This is a genomic window from Pseudomonas sp. NPDC089752 (assembly GCF_044748725.1).
GTDB lineage: Bacteria > Pseudomonadota > Gammaproteobacteria > Pseudomonadales > Pseudomonadaceae > Aquipseudomonas.
The window spans coordinates 84,228-104,199 of the sequence record NZ_JBIVGP010000004.1; the positions used below are offsets into that span (position 1 = coordinate 84,228).

Annotated in this window: 17 protein-coding genes; 6 read left to right on the plus strand and 11 right to left on the minus strand. The window is 63.9% G+C overall.

Annotation, left to right across the window (positions count from 1 at the left end; genetic code table 11):
- Positions 1–2: 2 nt before the first annotated feature.
- The 7 genes from ACIPZF_RS07855 to mreB form a co-directional block, all read right to left on the minus strand.
- A complete protein-coding gene (locus ACIPZF_RS07855; protein WP_400797346.1) occupies positions 3–854 on the minus strand; it encodes a carbon-nitrogen hydrolase family protein in 852 nt (283 codons plus the stop codon).
- Positions 855–866: 12 nt separating this feature from the next.
- Positions 867–4,682, minus strand: a complete 3,816-nt coding sequence (locus tag ACIPZF_RS07860; RefSeq protein WP_400797349.1) for a YhdP family protein — start codon at positions 4,680–4,682, stop codon at positions 867–869.
- 82 nt (positions 4,683–4,764) lie between these two features.
- The gene (rng, locus tag ACIPZF_RS07865) at positions 4,765–6,222 is read right to left on the minus strand and encodes a ribonuclease G (protein ID WP_400797352.1); all 1,458 of its coding nucleotides are present in this window, start codon (positions 6,220–6,222) and stop codon (positions 4,765–4,767) included.
- A 54-nt stretch (positions 6,223–6,276) separates the two neighbouring features.
- On the minus strand, positions 6,277–6,888 hold the full coding sequence (locus tag ACIPZF_RS07870) for a Maf family protein (protein WP_400797355.1): 612 nt from the start codon (positions 6,886–6,888) through the stop codon (positions 6,277–6,279).
- Positions 6,889–6,921: 33 nt separating this feature from the next.
- Complete coding sequence (mreD, locus tag ACIPZF_RS07875) at positions 6,922–7,410, minus strand: rod shape-determining protein MreD (RefSeq protein ID WP_400797358.1); 489 nt, start codon at positions 7,408–7,410, stop codon at positions 6,922–6,924.
- Entirely contained in the window at positions 7,410–8,369 is a 960-nt protein-coding gene (mreC, locus tag ACIPZF_RS07880) for a rod shape-determining protein MreC (protein WP_400797360.1), read from the minus strand. Before mreC ends, mreD begins: the two co-directional genes overlap by 1 nt.
- A 222-nt stretch (positions 8,370–8,591) precedes the next feature.
- A complete protein-coding gene (gene mreB, locus ACIPZF_RS07885; protein ID WP_400797363.1) occupies positions 8,592–9,629 on the minus strand; it encodes a rod shape-determining protein MreB in 1,038 nt (345 codons plus the stop codon).
- 204 nt (positions 9,630–9,833) lie between these two features.
- Here mreB and gatC point away from each other — a divergent pair, with 204 nt between their 5' ends.
- From gatC to ACIPZF_RS07910, 5 genes are all read left to right on the plus strand, one after another.
- Positions 9,834–10,121, plus strand: a complete 288-nt coding sequence (gene gatC, locus ACIPZF_RS07890; protein WP_054901051.1) for an Asp-tRNA(Asn)/Glu-tRNA(Gln) amidotransferase subunit GatC — start codon at positions 9,834–9,836, stop codon at positions 10,119–10,121.
- A 15-nt stretch (positions 10,122–10,136) separates the two neighbouring features.
- Positions 10,137–11,588 (plus strand): Asp-tRNA(Asn)/Glu-tRNA(Gln) amidotransferase subunit GatA, encoded by a 1,452-nt coding sequence (gene gatA / locus ACIPZF_RS07895; RefSeq protein WP_400797365.1) that lies wholly within the window; start codon positions 10,137–10,139, stop codon positions 11,586–11,588.
- Positions 11,589–11,599: 11 nt separating this feature from the next.
- Positions 11,600–13,045 carry an Asp-tRNA(Asn)/Glu-tRNA(Gln) amidotransferase subunit GatB gene (gene gatB / locus ACIPZF_RS07900; protein ID WP_400797368.1) on the plus strand — a complete coding sequence of 482 codons (1,446 nt, stop codon included), beginning with the start codon at positions 11,600–11,602 and terminating at the stop codon, positions 13,043–13,045.
- A gap of 131 nt (positions 13,046–13,176) precedes the next feature.
- Positions 13,177–13,551 (plus strand): septal ring lytic transglycosylase RlpA family protein, encoded by a 375-nt coding sequence (locus ACIPZF_RS07905; RefSeq protein ID WP_400797370.1) that lies wholly within the window; start codon positions 13,177–13,179, stop codon positions 13,549–13,551.
- A 61-nt stretch (positions 13,552–13,612) separates the two neighbouring features.
- Complete coding sequence (locus ACIPZF_RS07910) at positions 13,613–14,656, plus strand: calcium/sodium antiporter (RefSeq protein ID WP_400798069.1); 1,044 nt, start codon at positions 13,613–13,615, stop codon at positions 14,654–14,656.
- Here the strand turns inward: ACIPZF_RS07910 and ACIPZF_RS07915 are convergent.
- The 4 genes from ACIPZF_RS07915 to ACIPZF_RS07930 form a co-directional block, all read right to left on the minus strand.
- A complete protein-coding gene (locus ACIPZF_RS07915; RefSeq protein WP_400797373.1) occupies positions 14,653–16,017 on the minus strand; it encodes an amino acid permease in 1,365 nt (454 codons plus the stop codon). The two genes, ACIPZF_RS07910 and ACIPZF_RS07915, sit on opposite strands and share 4 nt — an antisense overlap.
- Positions 16,018–16,072: 55 nt before the next feature.
- Entirely contained in the window at positions 16,073–17,014 is a 942-nt protein-coding gene (locus tag ACIPZF_RS07920) for an AEC family transporter (protein ID WP_400797375.1), read from the minus strand.
- 208 nt (positions 17,015–17,222) lie between these two features.
- Entirely contained in the window at positions 17,223–17,783 is a 561-nt protein-coding gene (locus tag ACIPZF_RS07925; protein WP_400797377.1) for a response regulator transcription factor, read from the minus strand.
- Entirely contained in the window at positions 17,783–19,039 is a 1,257-nt protein-coding gene (locus ACIPZF_RS07930; protein ID WP_400797380.1) for an ATP-binding protein, read from the minus strand. The genes ACIPZF_RS07925 and ACIPZF_RS07930 overlap by 1 nt, the downstream gene beginning before the upstream one ends.
- A 202-nt stretch (positions 19,040–19,241) precedes the next feature.
- Between ACIPZF_RS07930 and ACIPZF_RS07935 the strand changes: the two genes are divergently transcribed.
- Positions 19,242–19,958 (plus strand): SIMPL domain-containing protein, encoded by a 717-nt coding sequence (locus tag ACIPZF_RS07935; RefSeq protein WP_400797382.1) that lies wholly within the window; start codon positions 19,242–19,244, stop codon positions 19,956–19,958.
- Positions 19,959–19,972 lie beyond the last annotated feature (14 nt).

Genomic DNA, 19,972 nt, shown 5'->3' on the forward strand with positions numbered 1-19,972 from the left:
AGTCACTCCGAGGTGTGCGCAGGCCGCAAGACGTCCTGCGAGAAAAAGCGCCGGTGCGAAGCAACCGGCATGCGCGCCCGAATGGACGCCTGTTCATCGATGTCGCGCTCGGCGAGCAATACCGCTTCACCTTGCGCCTGTTGCGCGACGATCCGCCCCCAGGGGTCGACGATCGCCGCGTGCCCGTGGGTTTCCCGCGGGCCTGGATGGGTGCCGCCCTGGGCTGCGGCGAGTACATAGCACTGGGTTTCGATGGCCCGGGCGCGAATCAGCACGTCCCAATGCGCTGCCCCTGTGACCGCGGTAAATGCGGCAGGTGCCGTGATCAATTCCGCGCCGGCAGCGCGCAGGGCGCTGTAAAGTTCGGGGAAGCGCAGGTCGTAGCAAACACTAAGGCCCAAGCGGCCCACCGGGGTATCGGCCACCACCACCTGGGCGCCATGGGCATAATCGTCGGACTCGCGGTAGCGACCACGGTTGTCGGCTACGTCCACGTCGAACAGGTGCAGCTTGTCATAGCGCGCCACCACCTCGCCGTGCTCGTCGATCAACAGCGAACAGGCATGGGCTTTGGCATTGGGCTGCCCAACCGGCGGCAGCGGCAAGGTGCCGGCGACAATCCATAACCTGAGGTCGCGAGCGGTGCGTTTCAACCAGGGCAGGATCGGACCGTCTCCCAGCGCTTCGGCCCGACCGATCGCAGCGGCGTCCTTGCGTCCCATAGCCGCGAAGTTCTCCGGCAGTACCGCCAGCCGCGCGCCGCCAAGCGCCGCCTGTTCAAGCAGAGCGCCCGCACGCTGCAGGTTGGCCAGTACATCGTTCTGGCTGACCATCTGGATGACCGCTACCTTCATGGGCACTCCTGACTACTTGTTGAAGGGTTTCACAAAGGTGATTCTAGGCTCTTTCCACGGCCCTTCGACGCGATAGTGCACGCTGGCGAAGCGCGACACCCGGTCACCGATCAGCCGATCGACCAGGAACAGCGCGCCACCGACCGCTGGCGCACCGACGATCAGCGCCGCCAGCGGCAGGTTGTTGGTCACTGGCAGCGACACCTGAAGGTTGGCATCGACCCGGTCACGGACCAGGTCGAGGGTGCCATCGAGTTCGAAATTGCTCGAAGGTCCCGTGACGCTGATAGGCTCGCGGGTCACGTAGACGCCGTCGCTGGCCACCAGCAGCCCCTTGACCCTGTCATAAGCCAGGCCTTTGTCGAACAGGTCGGAGAAGTCCAGGCGCAGGCGCCGACCAATGGAATTGAAGTTGAGCAGGCCGAATACCCGCAAGGCCTGGGCGCCGCCCTCCACCTCGACGAATTGACCGGTGCGCAAGGCGGCGTCCATGCTCCCGGAGAAGCGCTTGAGGCCGACCCAGGCCGGCGAACCTGGCCAGCGCCCGTCCACGTCCAGGCGGAAGTCACGGCTGGTCACGGTGGGCGCGAAGCCCCAGGCCTTGAGCACGTCGGCGAGGTTCTTGCCGTCCAGGCGGCCCTTGTACCAACTGCTGGTGGCCCCGGTTTCGCCCTCCCAGCCGCCACTGCCGTCGATGTGCAGGCCTTTGAAATCGAGGTCGATATCCTGCGCCGCCACACCGCGGGTGGTCGGGCGCAGTTTCAGCGCGACGTTGCCATACAGGTCGTCGCCGCGGTACAGCTTGTCGATGGTCAGGTCCAGCGCCGGCACCTTGCGCGGGTCGAACGAGGCCAAGGGGTCAGGCCCCTCTTCGGTCTGTGCTTCAGCCGGGTCGGCCGCAGGCAGGCGCAGGGTTTGCAGACGCACGGTCATTGCTGCGCCCTTGGCGTCGGGCAAGCGTGCGTTGCCGATCACTTCCTTGCTGTCCAGACGCAAGTCCCAGGCCGGGCCACCACGGGCCAGCCGTACGACGGCCTGATTGAGGTCCATGCCGAAGGCCTTCAGTTGGCCGATGCTCAGGTCGACACTCTGCAGGCTCTGCCGGGCATTCCCGCCGGGGTCGTCACCGGCGAAGCGGTCCATCTGCGCTTGCCACGGCGCCAGGTCCAGGCTCTCAAGTCGCCCACGCACACGCAGGCCCTGGCCAGCAGGCACTTGCGCCTCACCGGTACCCAGCAGCAACTCACCACGCCCCTCGCCCAGCTTGTCGTTAGGTGCGGCATAGGCGAAGCGCGCGAGATCAGCATAAGCCACGTCGAAACGCCGCTCCGCGCCCTGCAGATTCATGCTGAAACGGGTGTCACGGGTGTCGGCCGCCGCCTTGCCGAACGGTGCGGGCAGGTCGATGGCCAGGCCCTTGAGCGACGAATTGACGCTCAGACTGTTGTCGCGGCTGCCGAGATTGACCTGCAGTTGATAGGGCAGATCACCTGAGGCGGGCAAGGTTTGCTTGAACTGCAGCCAGTCGGTCAGCGCTTTGAGCGATACCTGGCCATTGGCGTTGATGCGCGTCTGCATCTGCCCAGGCTGCCCTTCGGCCGTGATCTGCGCGGTCACCGGCTTGCCGAACGCTTGCAGGGCAATATTCTTGCCGCTCAAGCCTTTGTCGAAATCGAAGCTGAAATCGCCTTTCAGCCGGCTCAGTTCAAGGCTCGGCGGCGCCACCTTCAGGCGCGCATCGGTGGTGGCAAAGTCGACCAGTACCTTCGGCCGCTCCCCCTTGGCCAGCGGAATGTCGAGTTTGAGCTTGCCCTTGAGCGGCCCCTCGCCTTCCCAGCCGGCAAAGATCTCGCCGGTGCCGATCGGCGCCTCCTTGAGAATCTTCAAGCCATCGCCAAGGCTGCCGTCAAAGCCTCCATCAAGGTACAGGTGGCTGTGTTGGTCACCTTCCACATGAGGAATATTCACGCTCACATCGTTGACCTTGGTATCCAGCAACACACCTTTACTGGCGTTGATGCGCACGCCGCTATCTTCGATGAACACATCACCATCGACGTGTTGCACCTGTGGCCAGCCGGGTTGGAAGTCCAGTGCGGCGTCGTGCACCTTGAAGAACAGGCTGATGCTGCGTGATTCGGGGCTGGCACCGTGGTTCAGCGAGCCCTGGTACTGGAAATAGCCCTGATCGACATTGCCTTTGACGATGGCACTGCGCAGCCACTCGTCCAATGCTGGGCTGAGCACCTCTGGCAGATACTTGGCGGTGTAGCGGCCGTCCCCCTCGGTGAGGCCGACGCGCAAGTCCATGTAGCTTTCACTGCCTTCCTTGAACAGCAGGCGGATCAGGAAATCACCGGCGATCTTGCCCTCCTCGCCCAGCACCTTGAGGTAGGGTGCGGTGAGGGTGAAACCGTCCTGGTCGAGGGCGTAGGTCAAGCGCGCATTGGCTTTCAGGTAATGCCAAGGTTTGGCGAAGATCGGGTACAAATGCAACATGAACGCATCGGTATCAAGGCGTAACTCACCATGCCCGAGGTCACCACTGATGCTGCCGCTGACATTCCCGGCCGCGGGTGCGCCGTGATAGGCGTCGAAACCGACCTTCTCCAGATTGGCGGCGAACTGCAGGCGGTCATTGCCCTCGGCCTTGGGTCGAATATCCAGGCGGACGTTGCGCAAGGCACCGGTCACGTTCAGGGCATCGACCACGTCCATGAGCTTGTCCGGCAACGGCGCCAGGGCATTGATCAGAGGCGTCAGCGGGGTGAGGTCGAGGCGATCCGCCTGCACCTGCCAGCTTTCCCCGGCCGAATCCTCGCCCGGGCGCTGACGCAATTGCAGGTGCGACTCCCATCGGGTCTTGCCAATACTGGCAGCCAGCGAGTCGACGACCACATCGAAGCCTTGCTCGCGGCGCTGGAACCAGGCTTCCAGCGCAAGGTTGTCCAGGGTGACAGCCTTGCGCTCGGCATAGGCACCGCGCAGTTGCGGGCCATTGAGGCGGACCACTGCCTGCTCCAGCCGCCCTTTGCGCCAGTCGACCCAGAATTCGCCACCGGCCCGCAACGTCTCGGCCTTCCACTGGCCAAGCAGCCGTGGAGGCAGCCAGCTTGACCAGTCGCTCTGCGGCAGGCTCAGATAGGCCTCGACCTGGCCATCGCGCCAGGCCTTGGCCGTTGCACGGCTGCGAAGGTCGAGTGCCAGTGGCTGGCCGTCCGGCAAGGTCGCGCGCAGGTCCAGCGACTGACGCGAGGCACCGGCCTGCAGGCCAAGGCTGACATAGGTGAGGGTCAATGGATCACGCTGCCAGGGCTGCAGGGTTACCTGGCTGTCGAACACATCGATGCGCCCCAGCTGACGCAGGCGCTGCAGCAACTCAGCAGGGTCCAGCGGCGCGTCGTCTTTTTTCGGCAAGCCTTCGAGCGCCCAGGCGCCCTGCTCGTCTTCACGCAGGATCAGTTGCAGGCCACCCAATTGAACATGAGCCAGGCGCACTTCACGGGAGGTCAGGCTGCCCCACAGGTCGGGCACCACCTTGACGTCATCCAGGCGCAAGGCCGAAGTGCCCTCGCCCAGCTGCAGGTCTCGAACCCGCAGCACCGGCGCCAGGCCACTCCAGCGCCCTTCGAGCGCGCCCACATGCACCGGCAGCCCCAATGCCTGCTCGGCCTTGGCTTCAAGGTCGGCGCGGTACTCAGCCACCAGTGGCACCAACTCGCGACCGAGGCTCACATACAGCGCCACCAATACCGCCAGCAAGGCGCAGATGCCCAGCCCCCAACGGGTCAAGGCGACAAGAACGCGGGTCAGACGTCCCATGGCCATTGCCCTCCAGGTCGTTTATCCATGATGGCTGGTAGTGCTGGTTTTGCCAGCCCGAGCAACCTATGGCGCGAGTAAGAATGCCTCAGAGCAACACCACATCGTACTGTTCCTGCGAATACATCGACTCGACCTGGAAGCGAATGGTTCGGCCAATGAACGCCTCAAGCTCGGCGACATTGCCGGATTCCTCATCGAGCAATCGGTCGACCACCTTCTGGTTGGCCAACACTCGGTAGCCTTCTGCCTGATAAGCACGGGCTTCGCGGAGGATCTCGCGGAAAATTTCATAACAGATGGTTTCCGGGGTTTTTAGCTTCCCCCGGCCCTGGCAGGCCAGGCACGGCTCGCACAGCACTTGTTCGAGGCTCTCACGCGTGCGCTTGCGGGTCATCTGCACCAGGCCCAGTTCGGTGATGCCGATGATGTTGGTCTTGGCGTGATCACGCTCCAGCTGCTTCTCCAGGGTGCGTAGCACCTGGCGCTGATGCTCCTCGTCTTCCATGTCGATGAAGTCGATGATGATGATCCCGCCGATGTTGCGCAGGCGCAGCTGCCGGGCAATCGCCGTGGCCGCTTCGAGGTTGGTCTTGAAGATGGTCTCTTCAAGGTTGCGGTGGCCGACGAAGGCCCCGGTATTGACGTCGATGGTGGTCATCGCTTCGGCTGGGTCGACCACCAGGTAGCCGCCGGACTTGAGCGGAACCTTGCGCTCCAGCGCCCGCTGGATTTCATCTTCGACGCCATACAAGTCGAAGATCGGCCGCTCGCCCGGGTAGTGTTCCAGGCGGTCGGCGATCTCCGGCATCAGTTCGGCGACGAACTGCGTGGTCTTCTGGAAGGTTTCCCGCGAGTCGATGCGGATCTTCTCGATCTTCGGGTTGACCAGGTCACGCAGGGTACGCAGGGCCAGGCCGAGGTCTTCGTAGATGACCGTCGGCGCGCCGCACGTCTGGATCTGGCTGCCGATCTGCTCCCACAAGCGGCGCAGGTAGCGGATGTCCTGGAGGATCTCTTCGGCTCGTGCGCCTTCGGCGGCGGTGCGCAGGATGAAGCCACCGGCATTCTTGATGTCTTCGCTGTCCACGCAGTCGTTGACCACCTGCTTGAGGCGCTCACGCTCGGCTTCGTCTTCGATCTTCAGGGAAATACCGACATGGCTGCTGCGCGGCATGTATACCAGGTAGCGCGACGGAATCGACAGCTGAGTGGTCAGGCGCGCGCCCTTGGTGCCGATCGGGTCCTTGGTCACCTGCACCACCAGGGCCTGGCCCTCGTGCACCAGTGCGGTGATGGTCTCCACGGCCGAGCCTTCGCGCTGGGAAATTTCCGAAGCATGGATGAACGCGGCGCGCTCCAGGCCAATATCGACGAACGCCGCCTGCATGCCCGGCAGCACCCGCACCACCTTGCCCTTGTAGATATTGCCGACGATGCCACGGCGCAGGGTGCGCTCGACGTGCACTTCCTGCAGCACCCCGTTTTCCACCACCGCCACGCGTGACTCCATCGGGGTGATGTTGATCAGGATCTCTTCACTCATGGCAGGCTCTCGTCAAATGTCTTCGGTAATGATGGATCGCGGGCGCCGGGCTGGCTACTGCTGCTTTGTTACCTCTGGCGAAAGCGCCGGTATCTGCCAGCAGGCGATACCGAATTGACTGAGCAGTTCGGCCGTTTCGCTCAGGGGCAGGCCCACTACTGCCGAATAACTGCCTTGAAGGCCGGTCACGAACACCGCGCCCAGGCCCTGGATGGCATAGCCGCCAGCTTTGTCCGCCGGTTCGCCACTGGCCCAGTAGCGCTGGGCTTCCTCGGTGCTGATGGGGCGAAAACGCACGTTGCTGCAGACGCTGACACTCAAACAGCACTGACCATCGCTCAGCGCTACTGCGGTGAGCACCTGGTGCTCACGGCCTGCCAGGTCGGCCAACATGGCCAGGGCATCTTCGCGGTTTTCCGGCTTGCCAAGAATACGACCATCGAGCACCACCGCCGTGTCTGCGCCAAGCACCACGGCCGGGCCGCTCAAGCTTGCAAGGCCCGCTTCGGCCTTGGCTTTGGCCAGGCGCTCGACATACGCCGCGGCGCTTTCATCGGGCAACGGGGTTTCATCGATGGGGGCGCTGGTGACGGTGAACGGCACGCCGATCTGAGTCAGCAGTTCACGCCGACGGGGCGAGCCGGAGGCCAGGTAAAGTGGTTTCATGCAGACATCTCCCTGTCAGTGATGGCAGCGCCGTCAGTTGATGTGCAAGCGCCGACGCACGTCGCGCAAGGCAAAGCTGATCCAGGGCCAGAGCAAGGCGCTGATGACTGCCGACCAGACCAGAGCCAGGGTCGGCAGGCGGTTGCCGGTAAGCGCGCTCAGCCACAACTGGATCAGCTGGGCGATGCCGAAAATCACCAGGATCACCAGGCTCTGCTGCCACATGGGGAACATGCGCAGGCGCTGCTGCAGGGTCAGCACCAGGAAGGTGATCAGGGTGAGGATCAATGCGTTCTGCCCCAGCAGCGTGCCGTACAGCACGTCTTCGGCAAGGCCCAGCACGAACGCGGTGGTCATGCCCACCTTGCCTGGCACCGCCAGCGTCCAGAACGACACCAGCATCGCCAGCCACATGGGCCGGAACACTTCAAGGAACTGCGGCATGGGCGAAACGCTGAGCAGCAGGCCGATGGCGAATGTCAGCCAGATGACCCAACCGTGGTTACGGCGCGCTTTGGGCATCATTGCCTCCGAGGTTGCGCGGGGGCCGCAGGTGCTGCGGCGGGGCTGGCGGGCGCTGGCGCTGCAGCGGCTGGCGCCGGTGTGGCGGCCGGGGCGGCGTGCTCGGCGTTGACGGCAGGCTGCGCAGTATCGCCTGTGCCCTTGCGGTCGGCCTCTTCCTGGGCGAGCGCCGCGTCGGTGGCACGCTGTTCCGGAGTACGCCGGTCGCTGAACACCAGCAGCATGTAGCGGCTGCGGTTGAGCGCGGCGGTCGGGATGGCGCGAACGATGGCGAACGGCTGGCCGGAGTCGTGGATCACTTCGTTGACCGTGGCCACCGGGTACCCGGCCGGGAAACGCTGGCCCATGCCGGAACTCACCAGCAAGTCGCCTTCCTTGATGTCAGCGGTGTCGGCCACATGGCGCAGCTCGAGGCGCTCCGGGTTACCGGTGCCGCTGGCGATCGCGCGCAGGCCGTTGCGGTTGACCTGCACCGGGATGCTGTGGGTGGTGTCGGTCAGCAGCAGCACGCGCGCGGTGTAGGGCATCAGCTCGACCACCTGGCCCATCAGGCCGCGGGCATCGAGCACTGGCTGGCCGAGGAACACGCCGTCGCGCTCGCCCTTGTTGATCAGAATGCGGTGGGTGAACGGGTTGGGGTCGACACCGATCAGCTCGGCCACCTCGACCTTCTCGTTGACCAGCGCCGAGGAGTTGAGCAACTCGCGCAGGCGCACGTTCTGCTCGGTCAGGGCCGCCAGCTTTTGCAGGCGCCCCTGCAACAGCAGGGCTTCGGTCTTGAGTTTCTCGTTTTCGGCGATGAGCTCGGTACGGCTGCCGAACTGGCCAGCCACGCCTTGCCACATGCGCTGCGGCAGATCGGTGATCCAGTAGGATTCCATCAGCACCAGGCCCATCTGGCTGCGCACAGGCTTGAGCAGGTCGAAGCGTGCGTCGACCACCATCAGCGCGACCGACATCACCACCAGTACCAGCAGGCGAACGCCCAGCGAAGGGCCCTTGGAGAAAAGCGGTTTAATGGGCCGTTCCTCGTGGACGACTCAGGAGGTCATTGGACATGCGACAACGCACCAGCCTGGTTGCGGGTTGACGGAAACGACGCCCCAACGGACGCCAGCCCAGCGCATACAGGTAGCACTGCACGTGCTACCTGTAAACCGGACGCTCGAACGCTCTGGATATCACTCGCTGGAGAGCAGATCCATCGCGTGCTTGTCCATCATCTCCAGAGCGCGACCGCCGCCACGGGCGACGCAGGTCAGCGGGTCTTCGGCGACGATCACTGGCAGGCCGGTTTCCTGGGCCAGCAGCTTGTCGAGGTCACGCAGCAGCGCGCCACCACCGGTCAGTACCAAGCCACGCTCGGCGATGTCGGAGGCCAGCTCCGGCGGCGATTGCTCCAGGGCGCTCTTGACCGCCTGAACGATGGTCGCCAGGGATTCCTGCAGGGCTTCCAGGACTTCATTGGAGTTCAGCGAGAAGGCACGTGGCACGCCTTCGGCCAGGTTACGGCCGCGTACGTCGACTTCGCGCACTTCGCCGCCCGGGTAGGCGGTGCCGATTTCCTGCTTGATGCGCTCGGCGGTGGATTCGCCGATCAGGCTGCCGTAGTTGCGGCGCACGTAAGTGACGATGGCTTCGTCGAAACGGTCGCCGCCCACGCGCACGGATTCGGCATAGACCACACCGTTCAACGAGATCAGGGCGATTTCAGTGGTACCACCACCGATGTCGACGACCATCGAGCCACGGGCTTCTTCGACCGGCAGGCCGGCACCAATGGCGGCGGCCATCGGCTCTTCGATCAGAAACACTTCACGGGCACCGGCACCCAGGGCCGACTCGCGAATGGCGCGGCGCTCTACCTGGGTCGACTTGCACGGTACGCAGATCAGCACGCGTGGGCTGGGCTGCAGGAAGCTGTTTTCGTGAACCTTGTTGATGAAATACTGCAACATTTTTTCACAAACGCTGAAGTCGGCGATGACGCCGTCTTTCATCGGACGAATGGCAGCAATGTTGCCGGGCGTACGGCCCAGCATGCGTTTGGCTTCGGTACCGACGGCGACGACGCTTTTCTGGTTGCCGTGGGTACGGATGGCAACAACCGAGGGCTCATTCAGGACGATACCGCGCTCACGCACGTAAATAAGGGTGTTGGCAGTACCCAGGTCGATGGAGAGATCGCTGGAAAACATGCCACGCAGTTTCTTGAACATGGGAAAGTGACCCTGGGGAAAGCGTGGGTAAAAAAGTGCGGCAAACTCTAACAATGGCAGGGATTTTGGGCAAGGAGCCAATATGTTAAATTGGTCGTTTTTCCGAGCAAGCCAGCAGATGATCGCGGCCGTATGACCGCCAAAATGCCGACATGTTCCTCATCACGGACCCTATTCCGTTCTTTGTATCCTCTGGAGATCCCCATGGCGCTTGAACGCTGCGACGTGGAAAAGATCGCCCATCTGGCCCGCCTGGGCCTGAATGAAGGCGAACTGCCACGCATTACCGATGCACTGAACAGCATTCTCGGGCTGGTCGACCAGATGCAAGCGGTCGACACCACTGGCATCGAGCCCCTGGCCCACCCCCTGGAGGCCAGCCAGCGCCTGCGTCCCGACCAGGTCACCGAAAGCAACCAGCGCGATGCCTACCAGGCCATCGCACCCTCGACCGAAAGCGGTCTGTACCTGGTTCCCAAAGTCATCGAGTAAGGGATAGAGCCTGCCATGCATCAATTGACCCTGGCCGAGATCGCCCGCGGACTCGCCGACAAGTCGTTTTCCTCCGAAGAGCTGACCGGCGCCCTGTTGGCGCGCATCCAGCAGCTCGACCCGCAACTCAACAGCTTCATCAGCGTCACCGAGGAGCTGGCCCTGGGCCAGGCCCGTGCCGCCGACGCCCGTCGCGCCGCTGGCGAGACCGGTGCGCTGCTGGGCGCGCCGATCGCCCACAAGGACCTGTTCTGCACCAACGGCGTACGCACCAGCTGCGGCTCGAAGATGCTCGACAACTTCAAGGCGCCGTATGACGCCACCGTGGTCGCCAAGCTGGCCGAAGCCGGCATGGTCACCCTGGGCAAGACCAACATGGACGAATTCGCCATGGGTTCGGCCAACGAATCCAGCCACTACGGCCCGGTGAAGAACCCGTGGAACCTCGAGCACGTGCCGGGTGGTTCGTCCGGTGGTTCGGCGGCTGCCGTGGCCGCGCGCCTGCTGCCGGTGACCACCGGCACCGACACCGGCGGCTCGATCCGACAGCCGGCAGCACTGACCAACCTCACCGGCCTGAAACCGACGTACGGTCGTGTTTCGCGCTGGGGCATGATTGCCTACGCCTCCAGCCTCGATCAGGGCGGCCCGCTGGCACGCACTGCCGAGGACTGCGCGCTGCTGCTGCAAGGCATGGCCGGTTTCGACGCCAAGGACTCCACCAGCATCGATGAGCCGGTGCCGGACTACAGCGCCAACCTCAACGCCTCGCTGCAAGGCCTGCGCATCGGCCTGCCGAAGGAATACTTCGGCGCCGGCCTCGACCCGCGCATCGCCGAGCTGGTTCAGGCCAGCGTCAAGGAGCTGGAAAAACTCGGCGCGGTGGTCAAGGAAATCAGCCTGCCGAACATGCAGCACGCCATCCCGGCGTACTACGTGATCGCGCCGGCCGAAGCCTCCTCCAACCTGTCGCGCTTCGATGGCGTACGCTTCGGCTACCGTTGCGAAGAGCCCAAGGACCTGACCGACCTGTACAAGCGCTCCCGCGGCGAAGGCTTCGGTGCCGAAGTGCAGCGGCGCATCATGGTCGGCACCTACGCCCTGTCGGCCGGCTACTACGACGCCTACTACGTCAAGGCGCAGCAGATCCGCCGCCTGATCAAGAACGACTTCATGGCCGCCTTCGAGGGTGTCGACCTGATCCTTGGCCCAACCACGCCGAACCCGGCCTGGAAGCTGGGCGCCAAGAGCAGCGACCCGGTCGCCGCGTACCTTGAAGACGTCTACACCATCACCGCCAACCTGGCGGGCCTGCCGGGCCTGTCGATGCCAGCCGGCTTCGTCGATGGCCTGCCGGTCGGCGTGCAGCTGCTGGCCCCGTACTTCCAGGAAGGCCGCCTGCTCAACGTCGCGCACCGTTACCAGCAAGTCACCGACTGGCACACCCGCGCCCCCAACGGCTTCTGAGGAATTCACACATGCAATGGGAAGTTGTGATCGGGCTGGAGATTCATACCCAGCTGGCCACCCAGTCGAAGATCTTCTCCGGCAGCGCCACCACCTTCGGTTCCGAGCCGAACACCCAGGCCAGCCTGGTTGACCTGGGGATGCCCGGCGTACTGCCGGTGCTCAACCAGGAAGCCGTGCGCATGGCCTGCATGTTCGGCCTGGCGATCGATGCCGAGATCGGCAAGCGCAACGTGTTCGCGCGCAAGAACTACTTCTACCCGGACCTGCCCAAGGGTTACCAGATCAGCCAGATGGACCTGCCGATCGTCGGCAAGGGCCACCTGGACATCGCCCTGGAAGACGGCACCATCAAGCGCATCGGCGTGACCCGCGCGCACCTCGAAGAAGACGCCGGCAAGAGCCTGCACGAAGACTTCAGCGGCTCCACTGGCATCGACCTGAACCGTGCCGGCACCCCGCTGCTGGAAATCGTCTCCGAACCGGACATGCGCAGCGCCAAGGAAGCCGTGGCCTACGTCAAGGCGATCCACGCGCTGGTGCGTTACCTGGGCATCTGCGACGGCAACATGGCCGAAGGCTCGCTGCGCTGCGACTGCAACGTCTCGATCCGCCCGAAAGGCCAAACCGAGTTCGGCACCCGCTGCGAGATCAAGAACGTCAACTCGTTCCGCTTCATCGAGCGCGCGATCAACAGCGAAATCCAGCGCCAGATCGACCTGATCGAGGACGGCGGCAAGGTCATCCAGGAAACCCGCCTGTATGACCCGAACAAGGACGAGACCCGCTCCATGCGCAGCAAGGAGGAAGCCAACGACTACCGTTACTTCCCCGACCCGGACCTGCTGCCGGTGGTCATCGAGGACAGCTACCTCGAAACCATTCGCGCCGGCTTGCCGGAACTGCCGCCGCAGAAGGTCGAGCGCTTCCAGAGCCAGTACGGCCTGTCGGCTTACGACGCCAACGTGCTGGCCTCCAGCCGCGAACAGGCGGACTACTTCGAGCAGGTGGTGAAGATTGGCGGCGACGCCAAGCTGGCGGCCAACTGGGTCATGGTCGAGCTGGGCAGCCTGCTGAACAAGCTGGGCATCGAGATCGACCAGGCGCCGGTCAGCGCCGAACAACTTGGTGGCATGCTGCTGCGTATCCGCGACAACACCATCAGCGGCAAGATCGCCAAGACCGTGTTCGAGGCCATGGCCGCCGGTGAAGGCGATGCCGACAGCATCATCGAAAGCAAAGGCCTGAAACAGGTCACCGACACTGGTGCGATCGACAAGATGCTCGACGAGATGCTCGCCGCCAATGCCGAACAGGTCGAACAGTACCGCGCCGCCGACGAGGCCAAGCGCGGCAAGATGTTCGGCTTCTTCGTCGGTCAGGCGATGAAGGCGTCGAAGGGCAAGGCCAACCCTGGGCAAGTGAACCAAATGCTCAAGGCCAAGCTCGAAGGGTGAGCTGAAAAAAGCGGCGAGGGCTTTGCCCTCGATCGCGGATGAATCCGCTCCTACATACACCGCGCAGCCCCTGTAGGAGCGGATTCATCCGCGATGGGCCGCACAGCGGCCCCAATCCCGGAGCTCCCAACTTGCTAAAAAGATCCCTCGCCACCCTCACCCTCTTCTCCCTGCTGGCCGGCTGCGCCAGCCACGACGTCGACCCCCGCGGCTACAACCAGACCGGCACCGCCTCCTATTACGGCTCACGCCACCACGGCAAACGCACCGCCAGCGGCGAACCCTTCAACAAGAACGGCCTCACCGCCGCCCACCGCAGCCTGCCTTTGGGCAGCAAAGTGCTGGTCACCAACCTCGCCAACGACCGCAGCGTAATCGTGCGCATCAACGACCGCGGCCCGCACACCCGCGGCCGGCTGATCGACCTGTCACGTGCTGCAGCAGAAAAAATCGGCATGATCCGTAGCGGAACGGCGCGCGTCCGGGTACAAGGTCTGAGCGATTGACCCAACTGGAGCTTCGACCATTTTCGACCTGGCCACCCTCCCCACTTTCAGCCTCCTGCAACTGGGCCTAGCCCTGCTGCTGCTGGTAGCTGGCGCCGAACTGATGGTGCGCGCCGCCCTGCGCCTGGCCCAGCGCCTGCACGTGCGGCCGCTGATCATCGGCTTGAGCCTGGTAGCGTTCGGCAGCACTGCGCCGCAGCTCACCGTCAGCCTGCAGGCCGCCTACCAGGGCGCGCCCGACGTGGCCGTGGGCAGCGTGATCGGCAGTAACATCTTCAACGTGCTGGTGAGCCTGGGCCTGGCGGCGCTGATCATCCCGCTGCGGGTATCCCGCCAACTGGTGCGCATGGACATTCCGTTGATGATCCTCGCCAGCGGCCTGGTCTATGCGCTGGCAGCCAATGGCCACCTCGGCCGAGTCGAAGGGCTGCTGCTGCTGATGGCCTTGGCAGGTTACCTGGTGATGCTATGGCACCAGTCCCGCCACTATGCCCGCACCTACCCTGCTCCAGGCGCCCTCACCAGCAGCGCCGGGCGCTTCTGGACCGGCACGCTGTTGCAGGTTGCCTTTGGCCTCGGCCTGTTGAGCCTGGCCGGCCATCTGCTGCTGGAGGCGGCGGTCGAGGTGGCGACCGACCTGGGGCTGTCCGAACGCATCATCGGCCTGACCGTCGTCGCCATCTGCACATCTCTGCCAGAACTGGCCGCGGCATTGATCGCCGCCCTGCGTGGCGAGCGCGAGATCGCCGTGGGCACGGTGATCGGCAGCAACCTGTTCAACCTGCTGGCGGTGCTTGGCCTGACCGCGCTGATCACGCCAGAACCGCTGACCATCTCGCCCAACGCCCTGGGCTTCGACCTGCCGGTGATGCTGGGCGTCGCCGTGCTGAGCCTGCCCGTGTTCTATTCCGGGTACCGGATCACCCGCGCTGAAGGGCTGGTATTCCTGTGCCTGTACCTGGCTTACGGGCTGCATGTGGCCGCCTTCACCATGGGCCTGCCACTGGCCGGCCGGCTGGAGCGGCTGATGCTGTTCTATGTGCTGCCGGTACTCGGGCTAGTACTGCTTTACACCACTGCCCGAGCTTGGCGCCGCCAGCATTAAGCGAACGAGCCCTGGCGAGCTTTCTTCAGGCGGAAGGCCCCGTACAACAGCGCAATCCAGCCAGGAATCAGCATCACTGAAATGCGAATCGGCGGGGTCAGGTACATCACCACCAGAATCAGCACGATGAAGGCCAGGCACAGGTAGTTGGTGAACGGGTGCCCCCAGCTCTGATAGAACGGTTTGATACCCGCCGCCAGCTTGGCCTTGCGGAATTTCAGGTGGGTGATGCTGATGCTCGCCCAGTTGATCACCAGCGCCGACACCGCCAGCGCCATCAACAAACCGAAAGCCTCACCCGGCATCAGGTAGTTGATCAGCACGCACATGCCGGTAGCGAACGCCGACACGCCCAGCGCCGTCAGCGGTACGCCGCTGCGGCTGACCTTGAGCAGCTGGCGCGGCGCGTCGCCCTGGCTGGCCAGGCCGAACAGCATGCGGCTGTTGGCGTAGACGCAGCTGTTATAGACCGACAGCGCAGCGGTCAGCACGACGATGTTGAGGATGGTCGCGACCAGATCGCTGTCCAGCTCGTGGAAGATCATCACGAACGGGCTGCCGCCCTGCACCACCTTCTGCCAAGGGTACAGCGACAGCAGCACCGCCAGCGCACCGATGTAGAAGATCAGAATGCGGTACACCACCTGGTTGGTCGCCTTGGGGATACTGTGGCGCGGGTTATCCGCCTCGGCGGCAGTGATGCCGACCAGCTCCAGGCCACCGAAGGAGAACATGATCACCGCCAGCGCCATCACCAGCCCGGTAATGCCATTGGGGAAGAAGCCGCCGTATTGCCACAGGTTGGCGACGCTGGCATCCGGGCCGCCATGGCCGCTGGTCAGCAGCCAGGCACCGAAGCCGATCATGCTGACGATGGCCACCACCTTGACCAGGGCGAACCAGAACTCCATCTCGCCGTAGACCTTCACCTGGGTCAGGTTGATGAGGTTGATCACCACGAAGAAGATCGCCGCCGTGGCCCAGGTTGGAAATTCCGGCCACCAGTACTGCACGTAGATGCCCACGGCGGTGAGCTCGGCCATGCCCACCAGCACGTACACCACCCAGTAGTTCCAGCCGGAGACGAAGCCTGCGAACTCGCTCCAGTATTGGTGAGCGAAGTGACTGAAACTGCCCGCAACTGGCTCTTCGACCACCATTTCGCCCAGCTGGCGCATGATGAAGAAGGCCATCAGGCCGGCGATGGCGTAGCCCAGCAGCACGGACGGGCCGGCCAGCTGGATGGTCTGGGCGATACCCAGGAACAAGCCGGTCCCGATGGCACCACCCAGCGCAATCAACTGGATATGACGATTCTTCAGCCCGCGCTGTAACCGCTCGGGCGTGCTCTGGTCTTGCATGAAGTGTCCTTTTGCTCAGTGAGGCCGTGTTTTTATGTTGTTTGCAGTCAAGGATCTAGATCCATCCGCCCCACTGCAAGATGAAAATACCAATGTTGGTGGTGATCGCCGCCATTAGCGTGGTAATCACGATGATCGAGGCTGCCAGCTCATGGTTGCCATTGGCCGCCCGGGCCATGACGTAGCTGGCTGCCGCCGTCGGGCTGCCGATGTACAGAAACAGGATGCCCAGCTCGGCCCCGCGAAAACCGCAGAGCCAGGCCCCGAGGGTACCGATCAGCGGCAGCCAGACCATCTTCACCAGGCTGGCATCGATGGCCAGCTTGCCACTGTCGCGCAACGCGGCCAGCGACAGGGTGCCACCGATGCAGATCAGCGCCAGTGGCAGGGTCATCTGCGCCAGGTAGTCACCCGAGGTGAGCAGCCAGTTGGGTAGCGGCACCTGGCCGTAGGCCATGGGTGTGGCCACCAGCACACTGATGATCAGCGGGTTGCTGAAGATGCTTTTGCAGATGCTCCACGGGTCGGACTTGAGGTCCGGGCTGTACACCGCCAGCACCACCGCCGACAGTGAGTTGTACAGGAGGATAACCAGGCCGGCGAGCACCGCGCCGAGGGAGATGCCGTAGTCGCCGTAGAGGCTGGCGGCCAGGGCCAAACCAATGACGCCGTTGTTGCCGCGGAAGGCGCCTTGGGTGTAGATGCCGCGGTCGGCCGGCGGGCTGCGCCAGATGGCCATGCCCCAGGACACCGCGAAACCGACCAGGGTGGCGGCGACGAAGTAGAGCAAGACCTTGGGCTGGACTGCCGTGGCCAAGTCGGCATGGTAGATACCGAGGAACAGCAACGCCGGCATGCAGACGTTGAACACCAGCTGCGAGGCGACGCGGTTGAAGTTGTCGTCGATCAGGTGAATGCGCTTGAGCAGCACGCCCATGAACAGCATGGCGAAGACCGGTGCTGTGATGTTCAGGGTCTGGATAAGAAGGGCGAGCATGCGCAAGCGATCCTGGTGGGGTTGCCGTTAGGGGGCTAATGATACGTCAACGGCTGCGACTTGCGGGGATCTGGATGCTTCGAAGAGGTGTTTTGGCTGTTCTGGCCTCTTCGCGGGACAAGCCCGCTCCCACAGGCTCGCCACTGCACTCAAGGCCTGCGCTGTACCTGTGGGAGCGGGCTTGCCCCGCGAAAGGGTCACCGCAAATTCAGCGACGAACCGGCCGCTTCTGCAGCTTGCGCTGCAAGGTCCGCCGGTGCATGCCCAGGGCACGCGCGGTAGCGGAAATATTGCCTTCATGCTCGCCCAGCACGCGCTGGATGTGTTCCCACTGCAGGCGGTCCACCGACATCGGGTTCTCCGGCACCAGGGTGTCCAGGTCGGTGTGCTCCGACAGCAGCGCCGCCAGCACGTCATCGGCATCGGCCGGTTTGCACAGGTAGTTGCAGGCCCCGCGCTTGACCGCCTCGACCGCGGTGGCAATGCTCGAGTAACCGGTGAGGATGACCACGCGCATTTCCGGGTCCAGCTCCAACAGCTTTGGCAGCAGCACCAGGCCGGAGTCGCCTTCCATCTTCAGGTCCAGCGTGGCGTAGTCAGGCAAGTCCAGCTGGGCCAGGATCAGGCCTTCCTCGGCAGAACTGGCGGTGCTCACGCGGAAACCGCGACGGCTCATGGCGCGGGCCATGACCCGGGTGAAGGTGGCATCGTCATCCACCAGCAGCAGGTGCGGCAGCTCTTCGCCTTCGACCTGGTTTTCTTCGCTCATCATTGATCTCCTCGCGTGCCATGGGGCAGGCGCAGTTCGGTGAGGGTGCCACCCTGCTCATGACTATAGAGTTTCACCGAGCCGCCCGCACGGGTCACGCTGGCTTTGCTCAGGAACAGGCCCAGGCCGAAGCCTTTGCCCTTGGTGGTAATGAAGGGTTTGCCGATGGCTTCGGCAATGGCCGGCGGCACGCCGGGGCCATGGTCGCGGATGCTGATGACGATGTCCTGGGCGTCCCAGTCCAGGTGTACTTCCAGGTCATCGGGGCAGGCATCGGCGGCATTGTTCAACAGATTCAGCAGCGCCTGGGTCAGGTCAGGTGGCGGCGTCAGGCGTGGCACCTGGCCGTCGCGCAGGCGCTGGAAGCGGTAGCTGGCTTCCGGACGCATCAGGTGCCAACGGTTGAGCGCTTCATCCAGCCACTCGGTGACGTCCTGCTCGACGATCGCCAGGCGCCGATTGGCTTCGGCAGCGCGCACCAGTTGCTGCAACGTCTCTTTGCAGAGTTTGACCTGGTCCTGAAGAATCTGCAGATCTTCCTGCAAAAGCGGGTCCTTGTGGTCCTGACGCATTTCGTTCAGCAACACGCTCATGGTCGCCAGCGGCGTGCCCAGTTCGTGGGCGGCGCCAGCGGCCTGGGTGGCGACGGCCAACAGCTGTTCATCGCGCAGGCTCTCTTCGCGGCGCTCGGAGCGCAATTGCTCCTGGCGGCGCAGCTCCTCGGCCATGCGTGCGGCGAAGAAGGTGATCACCGCCGCTGCCAGCGCAATGCTCAGCCACATGCCATACACCTGCATCTTGTCCCGCGCCATCGGCAGCCCTTCGAGCGGGTAGAACTGCACCAGCAGCAGGCTGTAGGCGGTCAGGGCAATGCCGGAAAGGATCAGCGAATAGAGCCAGGGCAAGGTGACTGCGGCAATCGCCAGCGGCACCAGATAATAGGAAACGAACGGGTTGGTCGAACCACCCGAGTAATAAAGCAGGGCGCTGTGGATCAGCAGGTCACAGGCCAGCTGCAATGCGTATTCAAGCTCGGTGACCGGCAGCGACAGGCGCAGGCGCAAGGCGGTGAAGGCGCACAGCAAGGACGACAGGGCCAGGGTCGCAGCCAGCGAGAGCCACGGCAGCGGCAGCAGTTCGGTCCAGTAGGCAACGCCCACGGAACCCGCCTGAGCGGCCAGGACCAGAACGCGAATGACAGTCAGGCGCCAGAGGTTCTGGCGAGTAGCGGACAAAGGTTGTGCGGCGGCGAGCATGCGCTCTCCTGATGAGTGCTCCAGGAAAATCGGCTGGAGTATACCGAAGCCGGGCGGCCTGCTGCAGCGATGCGGCAAAGCGCCACACTTTGTCACAGATTCATGATGGCACCTTTGAACCCACTACACTGTTCCCGGTCTGATGGGCCATGCGTGGGATGGATGGCCAGAACCCACGCCATTCATTGCCAAGGAGTTCCACATGCATATCCCTCGTCGCGGCGCTGCCCTGATCCTGTCCTGCGGCCTGCTCGCCAGCCTGCCGGCATTGGCGGCGGATGAGCCGCGCTACAATCAGGTTTCACTGCGCGCCGAAGTCAGCAAGGAAGTGGCGCGCGACCTGATGGTCGTGACCCTGTATAGCGAAGCGCAGAACACCGACCCAGGCAAGCTTGCCAAAGAGATCACCGAAACCATGAACAAGGCCGTGCAGCAGGCACGCCAGGTCAAGGACGTGAAGATCAGCCAGGGCAGCCACAACAGCTATCCGGTCTACGACAGCAAGGGCCAGAAGATCACCGGCTGGCGCGAACGTGCCGAACTGCGCCTGGAAAGCGCCGACTTCCCGGCCCTGTCCCAACTCAGCGCCGATCTGCTGCAAGACCTGAAGATGGGCGGCATGGACTTCTCCATCGCCCCGGCCACCCGCAAGGCCAGCGAGGACGCACTGCTCAAGGATGCAGTCGATGCCTTCAAGGCCCGTGCGCAACTGGCCACCGAAGCGCTGGGTGGCAAGGGCTACAAAGTGGTCAGCCTGAACCTCAACAGCAGCGGCTACCCGCGCCCTTACCTGCGCAGCGCGCCGATGGCGATGAAGGCCATGGGCGCTGATGAAGCGGCTCCAGCGCCGGACATCGAGGCGGGTACCAGTGAAGTCAGCATGAATGCCGACGGGCTGATCGAAGTTCAGATGCCCTGATTCACCGAGGGGCG

Excerpts from the sequence above, each read along its gene's own strand:
- mreD (WP_400797358.1), bottom strand. The coding sequence starts at position 7,410 with ATGCCCAAAGCGCGCCGTAACCACGGTTGGGTCATCTGGCTGACATTC.
- ACIPZF_RS07915 (WP_400797373.1), bottom strand. The coding sequence starts at position 16,017 with ATGCAAGACCAGAGCACGCCCGAGCGGTTACAGCGCGGGCTGAAGAAT.
- gatB (WP_400797368.1), top strand. The coding sequence starts at position 11,600 with ATGCAATGGGAAGTTGTGATCGGGCTGGAGATTCATACCCAGCTGGCC.
- mreC (WP_400797360.1), bottom strand. The coding sequence starts at position 8,369 with ATGTCGGTCGCGCTGATGGTGGTCGACGCACGCTTCGACCTGCTCAAG.
- rng (WP_400797352.1), bottom strand. The coding sequence starts at position 6,222 with ATGAGTGAAGAGATCCTGATCAACATCACCCCGATGGAGTCACGCGTG.
- ACIPZF_RS07855 (WP_400797346.1), bottom strand. The coding sequence starts at position 854 with ATGAAGGTAGCGGTCATCCAGATGGTCAGCCAGAACGATGTACTGGCC.
- ACIPZF_RS07935 (WP_400797382.1), top strand. The coding sequence starts at position 19,242 with ATGCATATCCCTCGTCGCGGCGCTGCCCTGATCCTGTCCTGCGGCCTG.
- ACIPZF_RS07870 (WP_400797355.1), bottom strand. The coding sequence starts at position 6,888 with ATGAAACCACTTTACCTGGCCTCCGGCTCGCCCCGTCGGCGTGAACTG.
- gatA (WP_400797365.1), top strand. The coding sequence starts at position 10,137 with ATGCATCAATTGACCCTGGCCGAGATCGCCCGCGGACTCGCCGACAAG.
- ACIPZF_RS07920 (WP_400797375.1), bottom strand. The coding sequence starts at position 17,014 with ATGCTCGCCCTTCTTATCCAGACCCTGAACATCACAGCACCGGTCTTC.
- ACIPZF_RS07925 (WP_400797377.1), bottom strand. The coding sequence starts at position 17,783 with ATGAGCGAAGAAAACCAGGTCGAAGGCGAAGAGCTGCCGCACCTGCTG.
- ACIPZF_RS07930 (WP_400797380.1), bottom strand. The coding sequence starts at position 19,039 with ATGCTCGCCGCCGCACAACCTTTGTCCGCTACTCGCCAGAACCTCTGG.
- ACIPZF_RS07860 (WP_400797349.1), bottom strand. The coding sequence starts at position 4,682 with ATGGCCATGGGACGTCTGACCCGCGTTCTTGTCGCCTTGACCCGTTGG.
- gatC (WP_054901051.1), top strand. The coding sequence starts at position 9,834 with ATGGCGCTTGAACGCTGCGACGTGGAAAAGATCGCCCATCTGGCCCGC.
- mreB (WP_400797363.1), bottom strand. The coding sequence starts at position 9,629 with ATGTTCAAGAAACTGCGTGGCATGTTTTCCAGCGATCTCTCCATCGAC.